The 17,415-nt window shown below is 69.4% G+C and carries 17 protein-coding genes and 1 pseudogene; 5 read left to right on the top strand and 13 right to left on the bottom strand.

The window, feature by feature from the left end; translation table 11 throughout:
• Nucleotides 1–57: 57 nt before the first annotated feature.
• The 3 genes from C1737_RS02355 to recO form a co-directional block, all read right to left on the bottom strand.
• Complete coding sequence (locus tag C1737_RS02355; protein WP_102417114.1) at nt 58–486, bottom strand: hypothetical protein; 429 nt, start codon at nt 484–486, stop codon at nt 58–60.
• Between the two features lie 113 nt (nt 487–599).
• Nucleotides 600–1,493 carry a decaprenyl diphosphate synthase gene (locus C1737_RS02350; RefSeq protein ID WP_067917150.1) on the bottom strand — a complete coding sequence of 298 codons (894 nt, stop codon included), beginning with the start codon at nt 1,491–1,493 and terminating at the stop codon, nt 600–602.
• Nucleotides 1,486–2,283 (bottom strand): DNA repair protein RecO, encoded by a 798-nt coding sequence (gene recO / locus C1737_RS02345; protein ID WP_067917152.1) that lies wholly within the window; start codon nt 2,281–2,283, stop codon nt 1,486–1,488. Before recO ends, C1737_RS02350 begins: the two co-directional genes overlap by 8 nt.
• A 62-nt stretch (nt 2,284–2,345) precedes the next feature.
• Between recO and C1737_RS02340 the strand changes: the two genes are divergently transcribed.
• Together C1737_RS02340 and C1737_RS02335 are read left to right on the top strand one after the other, a co-directional pair.
• Entirely contained in the window at nt 2,346–3,845 is a 1,500-nt protein-coding gene (locus tag C1737_RS02340; RefSeq protein ID WP_102417113.1) for an amidase, read from the top strand.
• Nucleotides 3,846–4,021: 176 nt separating this feature from the next.
• A complete protein-coding gene (locus tag C1737_RS02335) occupies nt 4,022–5,479 on the top strand; it encodes an aminotransferase class I/II-fold pyridoxal phosphate-dependent enzyme (RefSeq protein WP_102417112.1) in 1,458 nt (485 codons plus the stop codon).
• A 143-nt stretch (nt 5,480–5,622) separates the two neighbouring features.
• On the opposite strand, the gene era is transcribed toward C1737_RS02335, so the two are convergent.
• The 8 genes and pseudogenes from era to hrcA form a co-directional block, all read right to left on the bottom strand.
• On the bottom strand, nt 5,623–6,522 hold the full coding sequence (era, locus tag C1737_RS02325; protein WP_102417111.1) for a GTPase Era: 900 nt from the start codon (nt 6,520–6,522) through the stop codon (nt 5,623–5,625).
• Between the two features lie 18 nt (nt 6,523–6,540).
• Nucleotides 6,541–7,854 (bottom strand): hemolysin family protein, encoded by a 1,314-nt coding sequence (locus tag C1737_RS02320; protein WP_067924366.1) that lies wholly within the window; start codon nt 7,852–7,854, stop codon nt 6,541–6,543.
• Nucleotides 7,851–9,127: pseudogene (locus C1737_RS02315) on the bottom strand (hypothetical protein). Before C1737_RS02315 ends, C1737_RS02320 begins: the two are co-directional and overlap by 4 nt.
• The gene (gene ybeY, locus C1737_RS02310) at nt 9,124–9,657 is read right to left on the bottom strand and encodes an rRNA maturation RNase YbeY (protein WP_067924357.1); all 534 of its coding nucleotides are present in this window, start codon (nt 9,655–9,657) and stop codon (nt 9,124–9,126) included. Before ybeY ends, C1737_RS02315 begins: the two are co-directional and overlap by 4 nt.
• A 17-nt stretch (nt 9,658–9,674) precedes the next feature.
• Complete coding sequence (locus C1737_RS02305) at nt 9,675–10,733, bottom strand: PhoH family protein (protein WP_067924354.1); 1,059 nt, start codon at nt 10,731–10,733, stop codon at nt 9,675–9,677.
• Between the two features lie 97 nt (nt 10,734–10,830).
• On the bottom strand, nt 10,831–11,592 hold the full coding sequence (locus C1737_RS02300) for a 16S rRNA (uracil(1498)-N(3))-methyltransferase (protein WP_102417110.1): 762 nt from the start codon (nt 11,590–11,592) through the stop codon (nt 10,831–10,833).
• Between the two features lie 110 nt (nt 11,593–11,702).
• Nucleotides 11,703–12,848 carry a molecular chaperone DnaJ gene (gene dnaJ, locus C1737_RS02295; protein WP_102417109.1) on the bottom strand — a complete coding sequence of 382 codons (1,146 nt, stop codon included), beginning with the start codon at nt 12,846–12,848 and terminating at the stop codon, nt 11,703–11,705.
• A 58-nt stretch (nt 12,849–12,906) separates the two neighbouring features.
• Nucleotides 12,907–13,938: a heat-inducible transcriptional repressor HrcA gene (gene hrcA, locus C1737_RS02290; RefSeq protein ID WP_068053640.1), complete on the bottom strand. Its 1,032-nt coding sequence runs from the start codon at nt 13,936–13,938 to the stop codon at nt 12,907–12,909.
• Nucleotides 13,939–14,150: 212 nt separating this feature from the next.
• Between hrcA and C1737_RS02285 the strand changes: the two genes are divergently transcribed.
• The 3 genes from C1737_RS02285 to C1737_RS02275 all read left to right on the top strand — a co-directional run bounded on the left by C1737_RS02285 (nt 14,151) and on the right by C1737_RS02275 (nt 16,036).
• The gene (locus tag C1737_RS02285; RefSeq protein ID WP_067918923.1) at nt 14,151–14,465 is read left to right on the top strand and encodes a type II toxin-antitoxin system VapB family antitoxin; all 315 of its coding nucleotides are present in this window, start codon (nt 14,151–14,153) and stop codon (nt 14,463–14,465) included.
• 78 nt (nt 14,466–14,543) lie between these two features.
• Nucleotides 14,544–15,146 (top strand): carboxymuconolactone decarboxylase family protein, encoded by a 603-nt coding sequence (locus C1737_RS02280; RefSeq protein ID WP_102417108.1) that lies wholly within the window; start codon nt 14,544–14,546, stop codon nt 15,144–15,146.
• On the top strand, nt 15,143–16,036 hold the full coding sequence (locus C1737_RS02275) for a sigma-70 family RNA polymerase sigma factor (protein ID WP_102417107.1): 894 nt from the start codon (nt 15,143–15,145) through the stop codon (nt 16,034–16,036). Before C1737_RS02280 ends, C1737_RS02275 begins: the two co-directional genes overlap by 4 nt.
• Here the strand turns inward: C1737_RS02275 and C1737_RS02270 are convergent.
• Nucleotides 16,030–16,554, bottom strand: a complete 525-nt coding sequence (locus tag C1737_RS02270) for a hypothetical protein (RefSeq protein ID WP_067918920.1) — start codon at nt 16,552–16,554, stop codon at nt 16,030–16,032. The genes C1737_RS02275 and C1737_RS02270 overlap by 7 nt on opposite strands.
• Nucleotides 16,555–16,731: 177 nt before the next feature.
• Nucleotides 16,732–17,247 (bottom strand): hypothetical protein, encoded by a 516-nt coding sequence (locus tag C1737_RS02265; protein WP_068094130.1) that lies wholly within the window; start codon nt 17,245–17,247, stop codon nt 16,732–16,734.
• Nucleotides 17,248–17,415: the final 168 nt, after the last annotated feature.

Here is a 17,415-nt window from a genome sequence, read left to right as displayed (position 1 = left end):
TGGCTTCACGATCGCGGCCGAACGTGAAACCAGTTTCACGTTCGCGGCCGTGAACCGTCAGGCCGTCAGCGCGCTGCGGATCCCGGCGCCCGTATCGAGCACCAGCAGGATCAGGGTGCGCAGCGCGTCGTCGGTCAGGCCGGCGCCGGGAAAGTTGTACCGCAGCATCACGTCGGCACTCTTGGCCGCGCCCTTGCCCGAGTTGCGTTGCACCGCCTTCGCGTTGACCTTCTCCACGAGCGTGACGCTGCCGAAGTTGCTGTCACGGGCCTGCCCGGCGACCTGGTCGCTGATCTTCTTGGTCAGGGGCAGATCCCACGCCACGACCTGGGTGAGCGAGACGAGGTCGAGGTCGTCGACGATGTGGACCACCCGCAACGACGCGATGGTCCCGGCGTGGCGCACCGTCAGCGCGCCGTCGGACTCCTCCTCGACCGGAAGGACTTCGCCGAGCACCGACGCCAGCCGCTCCTGCAACGACGGCATCGGATCATCCCCGTGAGGACCCGGTGCGCCCGGCTCCGCCGCGCTTCCGGTCCCCACTGAATCATCCCCGTGAGGACCCGGTGCGCCCGGCTCCGCCGCGCTTCCGGTCCCCACTAGGCGCTCCCGAATCTTCTGTTGCGCGAAGCGTATTCCTCGCACGCCGCCCACAAGTCGCGGCGGTCGTAGTCGGGCCACAGCTTGTCCTGGAAGATGTACTCGGCGTACGCCGCCTGCCACAGCATGAAGTTGCTGGACCGCTGCTCCCCCGACGTCCGCAGGAACAGGTCCACGTCGGGGATGTCGGGCCGTTGCAGATGCTGTGCCACCGTCGCCTCGGTGATGCGCTCCGGGTTCAGCCGGCCGGCGGCGGCCAAGCGCGCGATTTCCTTTGTAGCATCCGCGATTTCGGCGCGCCCCCCGTAGTTGACACAGTAGTTGACGGTGATGACGTCGTTGCCCTTCGTCATCTCTTCCGCGATCGCCAATTCATTGATAACACTGCGCCACAGCCGTGGACGCGAGCCCACCCAGCGGATCTTGACCCCGATCGCGTTGAGGTTCACGCGGCGCATACGCACCACATCGCGGTTGAAGCCCATGAGAAAGCGGACCTCCTCGGGCGACCGCTTCCAGTTCTCCGTGGAGAATGCGTAAAGGCTCAGCCACTTGACCCCGATTTCGATTGCGCCACAGACGATGTCGATGACCACCGCCTCGCCTGCCCGGTGGCCGTCGGTGCGGCTCAATCCCTGTTGGGTGGCCCAGCGGCCGTTGCCGTCCATCACGATCGCCACATGGTTGGGCAAGCGGTCGGCCGGGATCCGGGGAGCGGCGGCCTTCGAGATGTGTTGCGGTGGGCGGCACGGGCCACCGTCGGCGGATGAAGGCAGTTCGGGGAAGACGACCGGCCAGGTCGACTTGTCGGGGAAGGTCGGGTAGTCGTCGGGGGCGGGCGGCAGCTGCGGGAAGACGATGGACGCCAGCTTGCGCTCGGCCTTGCTAGCCACAGTCCAGATCCTGCTCGACCAGCGCGGCACGCCGCTGCGCGATGGCGCGGTCGACATGATACGTCCGCTCCACCAGTGGCAGCGTCTTGAGCTGCCGTTCCAGGTGCCATTGCAGGTGCGCGGCCACCAGCCCGCTGACGTAGCTGCGGTGCGATTGCGGGGTCTTGTCGGCGAACTCCCAATCGCCGTCGTGCAGCGCGGACATCAGATCCAGCACGCCCGGCGGCGGTGTCGTCGAACCGGCCGGACGGCAGTGTGCGCAGACGCTGCCCCCGGCGCCGACATGGAACGCGCGATGCGGCCCCGGGGTGGCGCACCGCGCGCACTCGGTCAGCGCCGGCGCCCATCCGGCGATGCCCATGGCGCGCAGCAGATAGGCGTCCAGCAGCAGGTCCCGGGACCGGCGGCCGTCGGCCACCGCCCGCAACGCGCTCACCGTGAGCCGGTGCAGGGCCGGGGCGGGGGCCCGCTCCTCACCGGCGAGGCGTTCGGCGGTTTCCAGCATCGCGCACCCGCAGGTATAGCGGCCGTAGTCGCTGACGATGTCGGTGGCGAACGCGTCGATCGAGACAACCTGGGTGACGATGTCGAGGTTGCGGCCGGGATGCAGTTGCGCGTCGATGTGCGCGAACGGTTCCAGCCGCGCCCCGAATTTGCTGCGGGTGCGACGGACCCCCTTTGCCACCGCCCGAACCAGCCCGTGATCGCGGGTGAGCAGGGTGACGATCCGGTCGGCCTCGCCGAGCTTGTGTTGACGCAACACCACCGCCCGGTCTCGATACAGCCGCATCACAATAGTTTTGCACCCCGCCGCGACAATGCTGGTATCCGCGCCGATTAGTCTCGTACCCCGTGATTGGCGCTTCCGAGTCGAGTGCCGGGTCCGTTTTCGGATCCGGTGGCCAGCGCCTGCCCACACTGACTGACCTGCTCTATCAGCTGGCGAGTCGCTCGGTGACCTCCGTCACACTGGTGCGCCGGTCCCTGCACGCCATCCACGCGAGCCAGCCGACGCTGAACGCCTTCCGCGTGGTGCTCACCGAGTCGGCACTGGCCGACGCGGCGGCGGCCGACCGTCGCCGCGAGGCCGGGGACACGGCGCCGTTGCTGGGCATCCCGATCGCGGTCAAGGACGACGTCGACGTTGCCGGGGTGCCGACCGCGTTCGGCACCGAGGGATATGTCCCGCCCGCCACCCACGACGCCGAGGTCGTTCGCCGCCTGAAGGCGGCGGGCGCGGTGATCGTCGGCAAGACCAACACCTGCGAACTGGGTCAGTGGCCGTTCACCAGCGGACCCGGATTCGGGCACACCCGTAACCCCTGGTCACGCCGGCACACCCCGGGCGGCTCGTCGGGGGGCAGCGCGGCCGCGGTGGCCGCGGGGCTGGTCACCGCCGCGATCGGCTCCGACGGCGCCGGCAGCATTCGCGTCCCCGCCGCGTGGACGCACCTGGTCGGCATCAAACCGCAGCGTGGCCGCATCTCCACCTGGCCGCTGCCGGACGCGTTCAACGGCATCACGGTCAACGGCGTGCTGGCCCGCACGGTGGCCGACGCGGCGTTGGTGCTCGACGCGGCGTCGGGCAACGTCGAGGGCGACCGGCACAAGCCCGCCCCGATCACCGCGTCCGACTATGTCGGTATCGCGCCCGGCCCGCTGAACATCGCGCTGTCAACGCGGTTCCCCTACACCGGTTTTCGGCCCAAGCTGCATCCCGAGATCCTGGCCGCGACGCGAGCCGTGGCCACGCAGCTCGAGCTGCTCGGCCACACGGTGGTGCCCGGAAATCCCGACTACGGCCTGCGGCTGTCGTGGGACTTCCTCGCGCGGTCCACCGCCGGCCTGCGGGATTGGGAGGAGCGACTGGGCGACGGCGTGATCCTCGACCCCCGCACGCTGGCGAACCTGCGCGTGGGCCATGTCCTGGGCCAGGCCATCCTGCGGACCGCGCGCCGGCATGAAGCCGCCCTCCAGCGGCGGGTGGGTTCGATCTTCGACATCGTCGACGTCGTCCTGGCCCCGACCACGGCCCAACCGCCGCCGCTGGCGCGCGCGTTCGACCGGTTGGGCAGCTTCGGCACCGATCGGGCCATGATCGCCGCGTGCCCGGCCACGTTCGCGTGGAACGTGCTGGGGTGGCCGTCGATCAACGTGCCGGCCGGATTCACCTCCGAGGGGCTGCCGATCGGCGTGCAGTTGATGGGGCCCGCCAACAGCGAAGGCATGCTGATCTCGCTGGCCGCCGAGCTGGAGGCGGTGTGCGGATGGTCGACCAGGCAGCCCACGATGTGGTGGAACGCCGAAACGGGCACGCCGCCGGTGGCGGGCGCACCGCCGGCGCGGAGGTGAAACGTCGACCGGTGCGCTGCCTGGTGTCGACTTCGCTTGAGCGGCTTGGGTTGCCGAAGACCACACCGGGTAATTGACCGCGGTGCACCGATCCGACGATCTGGAGCGGTGCAGCGAACACGGGTCGCTCGAGGCCACGGTCGCATAGCGCCCATCAAGGCGGGTATTCCGAGCCGATGGACCAATCTGATGCACCGCTGTTAGATGCGCTGGTCGATTACCGCGAGAAGAACCGGTACGGGTTCACCCCGCCCGGTCACCGGCAGGGCCGCGGCACCGATGAACGGGTCCTGGCGGTCCTGGGCCGCGAGCCGTTCGCCGACGACGTGCTGGCCAGCGGCGGGCTGGACGACCGCAGGACCAGCCACCAATACCTGAAGCACGCCGAGGACCTGATGGCCCAGGCCGTGGGCGCCGACGTCGCCTGGTTCTCCACCTGCGGCAGCTCGCTGTCGGTCAAGGCGGCGATGATGGCCGTGGCCGGCGGCGACGGCAGCCTGCTGGTCAGCCGCGACAGCCACAAGTCGATAGTGGCGGGGCTGATCTTCTCCGGCGTGCAACCCCGGTGGATCACCCCCCGCTGGGACGCCGAGCATCATTTCTCGCACCCACCGTCGCCGCAGCAGGTGCAGGAGGCCTGGGAGAAGCACCCCGATGCCGCCGGCGCGCTCGTCGTGAGCCCCAGCCCGTACGGCACGTGTGCCGACATCGCCGGGATCGCCGAGGTGTGCCACGCGCGCGGCAAGCCGTTGATCATCGACGAGGCGTGGGGCGCGCACCTGCCGTTCCACGAGGACCTGCCGACGTGGGCGATGGACGCCGGTGCGGACGTCTGCGTGGTCAGCATTCACAAGATGGGAGCAGGTTTCGAGCAGGGTTCCGCGTTCCACGTGCAGGGCGACCGGATCGACCAGGACCGGCTCTCGGCGTGCGCGGACCTGCTGATGACCACCAGCCCCAACGTCCTGGTGTACGCCGCCATGGACGGCTGGCGCCGCCAGATGGTGCAGCGCGGGCACGAATTGCTGGGCGGTGCATTGGATCTCGCCCGTCAGCTGCGTCGCGACATCGAAGCCATCCCCGACGTGAAGGTGCTCGACGACGAGTTGCTCGGCGTGCAGGCCTCGCATGACCTGGATCGGCTGCAGGTGTTGATGGACGTGTCCGCGACGGGCACCTCGGGTTATCAGGCCCATGACTGGCTGCGCGAGCACGCACACCTGGACACCGGGATGAGCGATCACCGCCGCATTCTGGCGACGCTGTCCATGGCCGACGACTACGACACCGCCGGCCGCCTCGTCGACGCGCTCACGGACTGGCGCAAGGCCGCCGACGGATTCGACCCGCCACCGCCCATCGACCTACCGTCACCCGAGCAACTGCAGCTGGAGACGGTCTGCCTGCCGCGCGACGCGTTCTTCGGGCGCGTCGAGACCGTGCCGACCGACCGGGCCGCCGGTCGCGTCGCCGCCGAGCAATGCACCCCGTATCCGCCGGGGATTCCCGCCGTGGTGCCCGGCGAGCGCCTCAACGACGCCGTGCTGGATTACCTGTGTTCCGGTGTGCGGGCCGGGATGAACGTCCCCGACGCGGCGGATCCGTCGCTGCGGACCATCCGGGTGCTGGTGTGACCCTGACTCTGATCAGCCGGCGCGCGGCCGCGACATCACGCGGTTGCCAACGGCTTTGACGCTGTCGGGCAGCACGCGGTTGGCCGCCCCCATGGCCTTGCCGAGGACCGAACCGGACAGTGAAAAGACCTTGTCCTGGCGGTCTAGAAGCCCAGCCGACCAAGCTGTTTGGGGTCGCTCTGCCAATTCTTGGCGACCTTGACGCGCAGGTCGAGGTACACCTTGGTGCCGAGCAGCTTTTCGATCTGGCCGCGCGCGGCAGTACCCACCTCCCGCAGCCGGGCGCCGCCCTTGCCGATGATGATGCCCTTTTGGCTGTCGCGCTCGACGTAGAGCAGCGCGTGCACGTCGATCAGATCGTCACGGTCCTCCCGCGGGCTGACCTCGTCGATGACCACCGCCAACGAGTGCGGCAGCTCGTCGCGGACCCCCTCCAGGGCTGCCTCGCGGATGAGCTCCGCCATCAGCACCTCCTCGGGTTCGTCGGTCAGCTCACCGTCGGGGTAATACGCCGGACCGACGGGCAGCGCCGCCGCCAGCACGTCGATCAGGACGTCTACCTGCGTCCCGGTCGTCGCAGAGACGGGCACGATCTCGGCCGAGTCGCCGACGAGTTCACTGACCGCGACCAACTGGGCGGCCACCCGGTCCCTGGGCACCTTGTCGATCTTGGTGACGATGGCCACCAGCGTCGTTTTCGCTGCGGTCGAACGGATTTGGTCGACGATCCACCTGTCCCCCGGACCGATCGCCTCGTCGGCCGGGATGCACAACCCGATGACGTCGACTTCGGCGTAGGTGTCGCGCACGAGGTCGTTGAGCCGCTTGCCCAGCAGGGTGCGCGGCCGGTGCAGGCCGGGCGTGTCGACGAGGATGATCTGGAAGTCGTCGCGGTGGACGATTCCGCGGATGGTGTGCCGGGTGGTCTGCGGCCGCGTCGAGGTGATCGCCACCTTGGTGCCGACGAGCGCGTTGGTCAATGTCGACTTGCCGGTGTTGGGCCTGCCGACCAAACAGACGAAGCCCGAATGGAATTCGGTCATGTCACCCCACCCCGCCGCTCAGCCATGCTCGTCCGCCCCGGGTTCACGGGAGCCGTTGGACTCCGGCTCGGCCGGGCTCAACAGGACGGTCCCGACCCGCACCCGCCCGCGGTGGTCGGTGCCGCCCTCGGCCTGCAGCCGCAAACCGTGCGAGACCACCTCGGCGCCCGGCAGGGGCACCCGGCCCAGCTCCAGGGCGAGCAGACCGCCGACGGTATCGACGTCGAGATCGTCGTCGAAGTCCACGTCGTACAGCTCGCCGAGGTCCTCGATCGGCAGCCGCGCCGAGACGCGGAAACGTTTGTCGCCCAGGTCTTCTATCGGCGCCGTCTCCGCCTGGTCGTACTCGTCGGCGATCTCGCCGACGATCTCCTCCAACACGTCTTCGATGCTCACCAGGCCGGCTATCGCGCCGTACTCGTCGACCAGGAGGGCCATGTGGTTGCGGTCCCGCTGCATTTCGCGCAGCAGCGTGTCCAGCGGCTTGGAGTCCGGTACGAAGACCGCCGGGCGCATCACCTGCGCCACGGTGATGCCCCGGCCGCCGTCACCCGACAAAAAGCTTTGCTGCACAAGGTCTTTGAGGTATACCACGCCGACGATGTCGTCGACATTCTCCCCGATCACGGGCAGGCGGGAATGCCCGCTGCGCACCGCCAGGTTCAGCGCCTGACTGGCGAGCTTGTCACTTTCGATCCAGATCATCTCGGTGCGCGGCACCATCACCTCGCGGGCCGGGGTATCACCGAGCTCGAACACCGACTCGATCATCCGGCGTTCGTCGGCGGCGACCACGCCGCGCTGCTGGGCCAGGTCGACGACCTCGCGCAGTTCGATCTCGGACGCGAACGGCCCGTTGCGCAAGCCGCGGCCGGGCGTCAGCGCATTACCCAGGACCACCAGCAACCGGCTCAACGGCATCAACAACCACGAAATGAGGCGCAGCGGAACGGCCGTCGTCAACGAGATGGAATACGCGTGCTGGCGGCCGAGGGTGCGCGGCCCGACCCCGATGACGACGAAGCTCATCACCACCATGGTGGCCGCGGCGCCGAACAACGCCCAGTTCAGCCCGAAGTTGTCGTACAGGAACAGCACCAGCAGCACGGTCGCCGTGACCTCGCAGGTGATCCGCAGCAGCACAACCAGGTTGATGTAGCGCGGCCGCTCGGCCATCACCTCCGCCAGCGACACCGCGCCGGGTCGCTCCTCGCGCACCAGCTCCTGGACCCGGGCCAGCGACACCGTGCTGATGGCGGCGTCGATCGCCGCGAACAGCCCGCCGATGGCGATCAGCGCCATCGCGCCGAGCAGCCAAGACAGGCCGGTCAACTGCCGGAGGACCTTGACGTGCTGACGGGCTCCCGTACCTCGTCGTCACTCCGCTTGCGGTTGAGCGCCCAGGCGGTGAGGCCGACGAACACCCCCAGCGCCCCGTAGCCCAGGGCCGAGGGCCACCAGGGCTGGGCGGGTTGCGGCGGCTCCTCGTGCGGGCGGACGGCCAGCACCACCAGGAAGCTGCCGTCGTCGGTCGGCCCCGCGCCGGGCAGCGACTGGGTCTTCGTCACCCTGATCTGGGCGTTGGCGCTGCTGGAGTCGTTGATCTGGCCCCAGGCCAGGGTCGAGTCGTCGAGCATGAACATGGTGTCCCGGTTGCCCGCCGGTTGGCTGGTGTCGGGCCCCACCACCGTCACCTGGCCCAATTCCACGATCTGGTTGGCGGCGGGGACGGCGACCAGCACGTTCTGATACACCTTGGGCGGCGCCGGCGGCTTGAAGTCCGGCGGCGGGGGGCCGTTGAAGCCGTCCGGCGGTACCGAGCCACCGCCATAGAAGCTGCCCGCCGCCACCCAGCTGTCACCGACCGCGGTGAACGGAACCACGCCGACAGTCGCAGCGTCCAGCACGATGCGGGCTCCGGCCGGCAGGTACGCCTCCCGGTCGGCGCCGTTGTAGGAGTAGCGGAAGACCATGCCCTCTTTGAGAGGGTTGAACAGCGCGGGGCGGCGATAGGCGTCGTCGTAGTCGACGTAGTCCCAGTGGCGGGGCCGGATCAGCCGCTGATTGTCGACCTTGAGGACGTCGACGTTCTCCCGGTGGGTGTTGACCACGTTCTGCACCCGCTGGTTGAAGTCGACCTGCGTCGGCGGCTTCGGCGGGTCGGCCGGATTGACGCGCGTCGGTGCCGCGGTCTTGGCCCCCGCGACGGCCTGTGGCGCGACGTCCAGCCCCCGCGGCGGCGCCACCACCGAGACGTTCCTCGACGCGTCGGGTCCCGGCGGACTGATCGTCGGGACCGCGTTGGGGGGCGGCAGGTTCGGGGGGATGACCGGCGGCGCATGCACCGGCTCTACGGCGGGAGCTCGGGGACCTGCACCGGGGTCGGGGACGGCTGAGCCCGGCGGGGCGGCGCGTCCTGGGAGCACACGTTGGAGGTGTGGTACTGCGCCACGAGATACTGACACCAATTGCAGCTGGCCGGGTTCGACCCGTTGCCGGCGCAGGGGGCCGCCTCCGCCGCACCGATCGTGGTGGCCACCAACGTGATCGGTGCGAAGGTGATGGCGGCCGCGGCCGCGATTCCCAGTATTCGAAGTCGGCTCAATTGTCGAAATACCTCGACTTGTCCAGCAACCGGCGGTCCCGCTCCAGCTGGCGGTCCTGCCGGTAGGACTCGACCTGCTCGGCAACCCATTCCTCGAGCAACCGGTCCTGCAGGGCGAACATTTCCTTTTCCTCGTCCGGCTCGCCGTGGTCGTATCCCAGCAGATGAAGCACGCCGTGGATGGTCAGCAGCGCCAGCTCGTGGCCCAGGCTGTGGCCCGCCGCGTCGGCCTGCCCGGCGGCGAATTCCGGGCACAGCACGATGTCGCCCAGCATCGACGGCCCCGGCTCGGGGGCGTCGGGCCGGCCTCCCGGCTCGAGCTCGTCCATCGGGAAGCTCATCACGTCCGTCGGCCCGGGCAGGTCCATCCAGCGCATGTGCAGGTCGGCCATCGCCGCGGTGTCCAGCAGCACCATCGACAGCTCGGCGGCCGGGTTGACGTCCATCTTGGCGATGACAAACCGTGCCACGCTGATCAACTCGGTTTCGGAGACGTCGATGCCCGACTCGTTGGATACCTCGATGCTCATAGCTGCTTACTGCCCTATCACCGGCGCCCGCGGGAGCCCGACGCGCGCCGGGCCGCCCGGTTCATCGCCAGCCCGGGCTCCTCGAATTTCGCGTAGGCGTCCACGATTTCGGAAACCAGCCGATGGCGCACCACGTCCGCGCTGGTGAGCTCCGCGATGTGGATGTCCTCGACGCTGTCCAGAATCTCGATCGCCGACCGCAGGCCCGACCTGGCGCCGCCGGGAAGATCCACCTGGGTGATGTCCCCGGTGATGACCATCTTGGAGCCGAACCCCAGCCGGGTGAGGAACATCTTCATCTGCTCGGCCGTGGTGTTCTGCGCCTCGTCGAGGACGATGAAGGCCGAATTCAGCGTGCGGCCACGCATGTACGCCAGCGGCGCCACCTCGATGACCCCGGCGGACATCAGCTTGGGGATCAGCTCTGGATCCATCATGTCGTAGAGCGCGTCGTACAGCGGCCGCAGGTACGGGTCGATCTTTTCGCTCAGCGTGCCCGGCAGGAACCCAAGGCGCTCACCGGCTTCCACCGCCGGCCGGGTCAGGATGATGCGGTTGACCTGTTTGGTCTGCAGCGCGCTGACCGCCTTGGCCATCGCCAGATACGTCTTCCCGGTGCCGGCCGGGCCGACCCCGAAGACGATGGTGTTGGCGTCGATCGCGTCGACGTAGCGCTTCTGGTTGAGCGTCTTGGGCCGGATCGTCTTTCCGCGCCGGGACAGGATGTCCAGGGTGAGCACCTCGGCCGGTGACTCGTTGTCGGTGCCGGCCAGCATCGCCACGCTGTGGCGGACCACCTCCGGGGTCAGCGGCTGCCCGTTGGCGACGATCGCGACCAGCTCGGAGATCGCCCGCTCGGCGAGCGCGACGTCGGCCGGCGCACCCGAGACCGTCACGGCGTTGCCACGCACGTGCAGGTCGGCACTGAGGCTGCGTTCCAACGCGCGGAGGTTTTCGTCTGCCGAGCCCAACAAGCCGACGACGACATCGGGCGGAACATCGATGCTGCTGCGTACTCGGGCGTTGGCCTGGAGGCCTCCGGCTGCGTCAACAGCGCTGGTCTCGCGGGGCGTCACGTGGTTCTCGATGCCTGCTTTCTCGGCTTGTCGGTGGTTTGCTCGGCTGCCTAAGTCTACGCCCGGACCCCGCGTTGGCCAGCCTTCAGCCGCGGAATCAGAGGGTGGAAGCGTCGTCCCAGCGTGGCGTGAGCACGCCGAGCGCCCCCAGCGCCACCGCCGCGGCGGTCGAGGTGCGCAGCACCTGCGGGCCCAGCCGCACCGGTCGCGCCCCCGCGTCGGTCAACGCGGTGATCTCGTCGGGGGCGATGCCGCCTTCGGGACCCACCACGAGAACCAGGGACGTCGCACGGGCGACGTCGAGGTGGGCCAGCGGGTCGGTCGCCGACTCGTGTAACGCCAGCACCACCGCCCCGGCGGCCACGTCGTCGCGGATCCGCCGGGTCAGCGCCGCGGTGGACAGCACGCCGTCGACGGGCGGGATGTGCGCCCGTCGGGATTGCCGGGCCGCGGACCGGGCGACGGCCCGCCACCGGCGCAGGCCCTTGTCCGCGCGGGGGCCCTGCCAGGCGGCCACGCACCGGGCCGCCTGCCAGGCCAGGAACGCGTCGGCGCCGGCTTCGGTGGCGAGCTCGACGGCCAGCTCCGACCGCTCGGACTTGGGCAGCGCCTGGACCACCGTCACCGGCGGCCGGCCGGGCGCGACGTTCCAGCGCTTCAGCACCCGGGCCCGCAACCCGTCGCGGCCGGCGTGCTCGACCTCGCAATGCGCCAGACCGCCGGCCCCGTCGCCGAGGACCAGTTGTTCGCCCGGACGGATCCGCCGCACGGTGGCGGCGTGGAACCCCTCGTCACCCTCGACCAGGGCCAGCGACCCGACGTCGGGCAGTGCGTCGACGTAGAACAGGGTCGCGACCATGGGTTTCTCCTACGCCGCCGACCGAACGCGACGCCGAGCGTGGGTGCTAGGTAGCAAAACGGGCCTCATATCGTCCATAGACCCCACACTCGATGCGCCTTGCGAAGCGACTAGCGCCCGGTGAAGGTCTCACGCAGCCGGCTGAACAGCCCACCGCCGCTGTGCGTCGAGCGGACCTCGGGCACGTCGCGGCTGCGCCGGTTCTTCAACTCCCGCAGCAGTTCGGTGTCGTGGTGATCAAGCCGGCTGGGCACCACCACCTCGACGTGGACGTGCAGGTCGCCCCGGGTGCCCGAGCGCAGGTGCGGCATGCCGTGTCCGCGCAGCGTGATGACCGAATTCGGTTGCGTGCCCGGCGGAATCGTGACCTCGCTGAGGCCGTCCAGGATGGCGTCGACGGTGATCGTGGCGCCCAGGGCCGCGTCGACCATGGGCACCGACACCGTGCAGTGCAGGTCGTCACCTTCGCGCACGAAGACGTCGTGGGGCTGCTCGTGAACCTCGACGTACAGGTCCCCGGCCGGGCCGCCCCCGGGTCCGACCTCGCCCTGGGCGGCCAGCCGCACCCGCATGCCGTCGCCGACCCCGGCGGGGATCTTGACGCTGATCTCGCGGCGGGCCCGGACCCGGCCGTCGCCCATGCACTGGTGGCAGGGATCCGGGATGACCACGCCGACGCCGCGGCAGGTGGGACACGGGCGCGAGGTCATCACCTGACCCAGCAGCGAGCGCTGCACGGTCTGGACCTCGCCGCGGCCGCCGCACGTGTCGCACGGCACCGGCACGGAATCGCCGTTGGTGCCCTTGCCCTGGCAGCGATCGCACAGCACCGCTGTGTCGACGGTGACCTGCTTGGTCACACCGGTCGCGCACTCCTCGAGGTCGAGGCGCATCCGCAGCAGGGAGTCCGAGCCGGGCCGCACCCGGCCCATGGGACCGCGGGAGGTGGCGCCGCCGCTGAAGCCGCCGCCGAAGAAGGCCTCGAACACGTCACCCAGGCCGCCGAAACCGCCACCGAAACCGCCGCCCGCGGCGGCGTTCTCCAGCGGATCGCCACCCAGGTCGACGATGCGCCGCTTCTCGGGGTCATTGAGCACCTCGTAGGCGACGCTGATCTCCTTGAACTTGGCCTGCGCGGCCTCATCCGGGTTGACGTCGGGATGCAGTTCGCGCGCCAGTTTGCGGTACGCGCGCTTGATCTCCGCGTCGCTGGCGTTTCTGCTCACGCCGAGCAGCCCGTAATAGTCGCGTGCCACGCCTGACTCTCCTAAACCTGGTCTTTATCCCGCGCCTGCGCATACTGCGGGTGCGCGTTCATCGAGCACCCAGGACTTCGCCGATGTATAGGGCAACCGCGGCGACGCTGGCAATAGTTCCCGGATAGTCCATCCGGGTGGGCCCCAGCACACCCATCCCGCCGAAGACGGTGTCGGAGGTGCCGTAGGCGGTGGTCACCATCGAGGTGCCCGCCATCTCCTCGGCGGCCGTCTCATGGCCGATGCGCACCGTCACCTTACCGGCTTCCTGCTGGGCCGCCAGCAACCGCAGCACCACCACCTGCTCCTCGAGCGCTTCCAGGATGGAGCGCAGCGAGCCGCCGAAATCGGCGGCGTTGCGCGTGAGGTTGGCGGTACCGCCCATCAGCAAGCGTTCTTCGCTGTGTTCCACCAGCGACTCCAGCAACACCGTCGCCGAGCGGCCGACGGCGTCGCCCAGGCCGTCCGGGGCGCGGAGCTGCCCGGCCAGGTCGGCCACCGCGATCGAGGCCGCCGAGAGCTTCTTGCCGACCAGCGCCTGGCCCAGCATCTCGCGAAGCTGCGACAGCTGGTGGTCGTCGATCACGTCGCCGAGCTCGACGATGCGCTGATCCACGCGGCCCGTGTCGGTGATGACCACCATCAGCAGCCGGGCCGGGGTCAGCGCGATCACTTCGAGGTGGCGCACGGTGGACGACGTCAGCGTCGGGTATTGCACCACCGCCACCTGGCGGGTCAGCTGGGCCAGCAGCCGTACCGCCCGGCGCAGCACGTCGTCCAGGTCGACACCGGACTCGAGGAAGCTCAGGATCGCGCTCCGCTCGGCCGAGGACAGCGGCTTGACGTCGTGGAGGCGATCGACGAATTCGCGGTAGCCCTTCTCCGTCGGCACGCGTCCGGAGCTGGTGTGCGGCTGGGTGATGTAACCCTCGGCCTCCAGCACGGCCATATCGTTGCGGATGGTCGCGGACGAGACGCCCAAGTTATGACGCTCCACCAGGCTCTTGGAACCGATTGGTTCCTTGGTGGCAACGAAATCGGCGACGATGGCACGCAATACCTCGAAGCGACGATCGTCGGCACTTCCCACTCGTGTCACCTCCCTGCACCGCGTTGACCGGTCCATTTTACGGGTCCCGAGTCATGCCAACCGTTACCAGCAGCCGTTCGCCGGCGCCCGGCGACGGCGAACCTGGGGCCCACCGCGATTCGGGCGGCTTCGACGCTGACGCCGCGTCCTCCGACTAGCCTGTCCAGCATGAACCGGTCCGGTGATGGCAGCGCGTCGCGGAAGATCGGCCGATGATCTTCAAGGGCGTGCGCGAGGGCAAGCCGTATCCCGAGCACGGGCTGTCCTACCGGGACTGGGCCCAGATTCCGCCGCAGCAGATCCGGCTCGACGAACTGGTCACCACGACGACGGTGCTCGCGCTGGACCGCCTGCTGTCGGAGGACTCGACCTTCTACGGCGACCTGTTCCCGCACGCGGTGCGGTGGAAGGGCGTCACGTATCTCGAGGATGGGCTGCACCGGGCGGTCCGGGCGGCGTTGCGGAACCGCACCGTGCTGCACGCGCGGGTGTTCGACATGGACATGGCGCCGGGGCCGCCGCGGTAGCCCGGTCACGTTTGTGCGGCGCCCGGTGTCGACTTAGTGAGGACGTTGGTTCACACCCCAACCCGCTAGGAGGATGCCATGTCCCGGTTGCCAGGGGTCTCCGACCGCGACGCCGGCCTGGGCGCCAGGGTCGCCTTCTTCTTCACCAAGCGCAAGCTGGCACAGATGACCGGTCTGCAGACGGCCGGGATGCTGGAACCGCTGCGGATGTACGCGCACATTCCCCGGCTGCTCAACGCGTACGGCAAGCTCGAGCAGGCCGAGTCGAAGCTGGACATCCTCAGCCCCCGCCAGCGCGCTCTCGCGGAGCTGAAATCGGCGACGACCGTGCGATGCGAGTACTGCATCGACCTGGGTTCGCAGATCGCCCGCCAGTGGGGCATCACCGATGAGGAACTGCTCGGGATGGCGGACTATCGAAACGCCGCCTGCTTCTCCGAGGTCGACAAGCTGATCCTCGAGTACGCCGCCGCGATCAGCCGGACCCCGGTCGAGGTCAGCGACGAGCTCTTCGACGCGCTGCGCGCCCATTTCGACACCGCCCAACTCGTCGGGCTCACCCACGTCATCACGCTGGGGAACCTGCGCGCCCGGTTCAACCTCGCGCTCGGGATCGGCTCGTCCGGCTTTTCCGGCGACCGGGTCTGCGCCCTGCCCGACACCGGCGGCGGTGGCACGTGACCGCGGATGCTTCGGTGACCGAGCGGTTCGAGGCAGTGCGGCCGCAGCTGGGCGCCATCGCCTACCGCATGCTGGGCTCGATCGACGACGCGCAGGACGCCGTGCAGGAAACGTGGCTGCGGCTCAACGGCCGGGGCGCCGAAGGCGCTGACGAAATCGCCAACCTGGACGCGTGGCTGACCACCGTGGTGGCCCGCATCTGTCTGAACATGCTGCGCGAGCGCCGGGCCCGCGGGCGAGAGGAGCCGATCCTGGTCCTGCCGGATCCGATCGTGGAAACCGAAGGCGAATTCGACCCGGAACGCCGGGCGATGCTGGCCGACGCGGTGGGGCTGGCGTTGTTCGTCGTGCTGGACACCTTGCCGCCGGAGCAGCGCCTGGCGTTCGTGCTGCACGACGTCTTCGCCGTGCCGTTCGACCGGATCGCACCCATCGTCGGCCGGACGCCGGAGGCCACCCGAAAGCTGGCCAGCCGGGCGCGCCGACGCATCGAGGAGGCCGAGCCGACTCCGGACGGCGACATGGTCGCCCAGCGGGAGGCTGTGGACGCCTTCTTCGCGGCGGGCCGAAGCGGCGACTTCGACCGCCTGGTGGCGGTGCTGAATCCCGACGTGGTGCTGCGCGGCGACTTCGGGCACGGCACCGCCGGTTTCCGCGCCGAGGGGGCGTCCGCCGTCGCGAAGCTGGCCCGCGGCTATGCGGGTCCGGACCGCGAGGTGCGCGCCGCGACGGTCAACGGCGCCGCGGGCGCGGTGATCTTCGTGGCCGGCCGGGCGACGGCGATCATGGGCTTCGTGGTGCGCGACGGCCTGGTCGCCTCGATCGACGTCCTGGCCGACCCCGCCCGCGTCGCCGGGTCAGACCTGCGCGCGTTGCGCGCCGATCACTGACCGGCGGCCTGCAGCAACTCCATCGCCGACGCCCGGGACAGCACCCAGCCGCCCTGGTTGACGAACGTGATGTTCTGGGTGACCGGCGACGTCAGCTTCGGACCGGAGACCGCGACGTCGGCGGTGGCCGTACCGGCGGCGGAGGGCTGGATGTTCGTGATGTCGAACGACAGCGGCAGGTCGCCGTTCTTGGCCGCCTTCTGCAGCTTCTTGTCGGCGACGTGCGCCTCGATCCCGCTGATGCCGCCCTGGACCAGGTTGCTCTTGCTGGCGAAGGGCACGCTCGGGTCGGCCAGGCTGTTCAGCACCCCGGTCAGCTGGTCGGCGGTCGGGACGTCGGCGGCGACCGGAGCCGGATCCTGCGGCTGGGGGTACCACCCGCTTGCGGGGGACGGCGCGCCGACCGCGGCGAGCCGTACCTGGTCCACCGGCGCCACGCTGGACGCCGCGGCGGCGGCCGCGCCCCCGATGACGGCGAAGGCCGCCACGCCGGTGGCGAGCAACTTAACGGTTTTCATGGTTCCCCCTTCGACGGGCACGAATCGTTGGAAACGACCCACACATCTGGCGTGTGTCAACGCGCCTGCTACTCCTGTTGTTTCGCGACTCGGCACGGCTACGTTACGGCCGGGCCATGTGAAGACAACATGCACAACCTATGCGCTGACTGTGTGGCCGCCCAGAGTACCGGCCGCCTAGTTGGTCGCCGTCGCGGCCTGGATCAGGGCGATGGCGGCGTCGTGCTGCAGGACCCAGTTCCCGCCCTGGTTGACGAACACCAGGTGCTTTTGCACCGGCCCGGCGAACTTCGGACCCGAGATGGCCACGTCGGCCTGGGCCATGTTGGGGCCGGCCGGCGCGATGTTGGTCACGGCGAAGGTCTCCGGAAAGTTCCCGTTGCGGTAGGCCTTTCGCAGATCGTGGTCGGCAACGTGGCCCTCGTCGGGGCTGATGCCGTTTTCGACCAGGTTGTTCTTGGTCGTGTAGGAGACGCCCGGGTCGGTGGCCTGGTTGCACAGGGTCGACAACTGTTCGGCGGTCGGCAGCGCTCCCGGGGCCGGCGGTGGCGGTGGCGGGTCCTGCGGCAACGGCGCGCCGAGCGCGGCCAGCTGCACCTGATCCATCGGCGCTGTGACGAATGCGCCACCGGCGGCTCCCCCTACGACGGCGAACGCCGCCACGCCGGTGGCGATGGTCTTCCAGGTCTTCATGGTGTTCACGGTTCCCCCTTCGATGCGCGTGCACCATGACGGGATTTCAGTGACGTTGTCCCCCACACGGTTACGCGTTACCACGGTTTGGTTGGTGTAAGTGTGCCTGGTGTGACCGGCATTTGCGTCTCGGGCCGGTCACGTTACGGTGACGCTACGGCGGCGTGC

Origin of the sequence: Mycobacterium sp. 4858, assembly GCF_900240975.1 — a bacterium.
Classification (GTDB): domain Bacteria; phylum Actinomycetota; class Actinomycetes; order Mycobacteriales; family Mycobacteriaceae; genus Mycobacterium.
This window is presented reverse-complemented; position numbering and strand designations above follow the sequence as displayed.

Excerpts from the sequence above, each read along its gene's own strand:
- C1737_RS02355 (WP_102417114.1), bottom strand. The coding sequence starts at position 486 with ATGCCGTCGTTGCAGGAGCGGCTGGCGTCGGTGCTCGGCGAAGTCCTT.
- recO (WP_067917152.1), bottom strand. The coding sequence starts at position 2,283 with ATGCGGCTGTATCGAGACCGGGCGGTGGTGTTGCGTCAACACAAGCTC.
- C1737_RS02335 (WP_102417112.1), top strand. The coding sequence starts at position 4,022 with ATGGACCAATCTGATGCACCGCTGTTAGATGCGCTGGTCGATTACCGC.
- era (WP_102417111.1), bottom strand. The coding sequence starts at position 6,522 with ATGACCGAATTCCATTCGGGCTTCGTCTGTTTGGTCGGCAGGCCCAAC.
- ybeY (WP_067924357.1), bottom strand. The coding sequence starts at position 9,657 with ATGAGCATCGAGGTATCCAACGAGTCGGGCATCGACGTCTCCGAAACC.
- C1737_RS02300 (WP_102417110.1), bottom strand. The coding sequence starts at position 11,592 with ATGGTCGCGACCCTGTTCTACGTCGACGCACTGCCCGACGTCGGGTCG.
- C1737_RS02285 (WP_067918923.1), top strand. The coding sequence starts at position 14,151 with ATGATCTTCAAGGGCGTGCGCGAGGGCAAGCCGTATCCCGAGCACGGG.
- C1737_RS02280 (WP_102417108.1), top strand. The coding sequence starts at position 14,544 with ATGTCCCGGTTGCCAGGGGTCTCCGACCGCGACGCCGGCCTGGGCGCC.
- C1737_RS02270 (WP_067918920.1), bottom strand. The coding sequence starts at position 16,554 with ATGAAAACCGTTAAGTTGCTCGCCACCGGCGTGGCGGCCTTCGCCGTC.
- C1737_RS02265 (WP_068094130.1), bottom strand. The coding sequence starts at position 17,247 with ATGAAGACCTGGAAGACCATCGCCACCGGCGTGGCGGCGTTCGCCGTC.